Raw genomic sequence first — 849 nt, 5'->3', positions numbered from 1 at the left:
GGTTTAATCTTTTCCGAGTTTGATAGCGTCATTCCTGATGTCGTTTGGGTCACTCATGAACGACTTGAACAAATTGAAGATGAAGCCGGACATTTAACAGGTGCACCTGAGTTAGTTATTGAAGTTTTATCCCCCGGAAAACAAAATGAACGCCGCGATAAACAAGCTAAATTAAAACTCTATTCTATTACCGGAGTTCAAGAATATTGGATTGTTAATTATTTCACTAAACAAGTTGAAATTTATCGTCGAGAACAAGCACAATTAGTTAAAGTCGCAACTCTATTAGAAACCGATGAAATTACATCCCCATTATTACCCGGATTTAGTGCGGTTGTTCAGTTATTTTTTCCTTAAAATCGGTTGTAGAGTGTGAGTAAAAAGTTGTAGATCAATGTTAAAATCAAAGGAAAATGGAGGGTGATTATGATTCAAACCCTAGAACAAGTACGCTGGACAATTCACGATGTTGAGGGACTACCAGAAAATGAATGGATATGTTATGAAATTCTCGATGGAGAACTATTTATGACTCGCTCTCCCCATCGTCGCCATCAACAGACTTGTGGTAAAATTTTTAGTCAACTAGATAGTTGGTCAGAGTCGAGTCATTTAGGCGTAACAATTTTTGCTCCAGGTTTAATCTTTTCCGAGTTTGATAGCGTCATTCCTGATGTCGTTTGGGTCACTCATGAACGACTTGAACAAATTGAAGATGAAGCCGGACATTTAACAGGTGCACCTGAGTTAGTTATTGAAGTTTTATCCCCCGGAAAACAAAATGAACGCCGCGATAAACAAGCTAAATTAAAACTCTATTCTATTACCGGAGTTCAAGAATATTGGATT

Annotated in this window: 2 protein-coding genes; both read left to right on the top strand. The window is 37.5% G+C overall.

Going from position 1 to position 849, the window contains the following annotated elements:
* Positions 1-357: Uma2 family endonuclease (locus tag PL8927_RS08565; protein WP_197047358.1), on the top strand; the 357-nt coding region annotated here is incomplete at its 5' end.
* Positions 358-426: 69 nt separating this feature from the next.
* Positions 427-849: Uma2 family endonuclease (locus PL8927_RS08560; RefSeq protein ID WP_083619743.1), on the top strand; the 423-nt coding region annotated here is incomplete at its 3' end.

This window comes from Planktothrix serta PCC 8927, assembly GCF_900010725.2.
Taxonomy (GTDB): domain Bacteria; phylum Cyanobacteriota; class Cyanobacteriia; order Cyanobacteriales; family Microcoleaceae; genus Planktothrix; species Planktothrix serta.
Note: the sequence above shows the minus strand (reverse complement) of the source record. Positions and strands in the feature narration are given on the sequence as shown.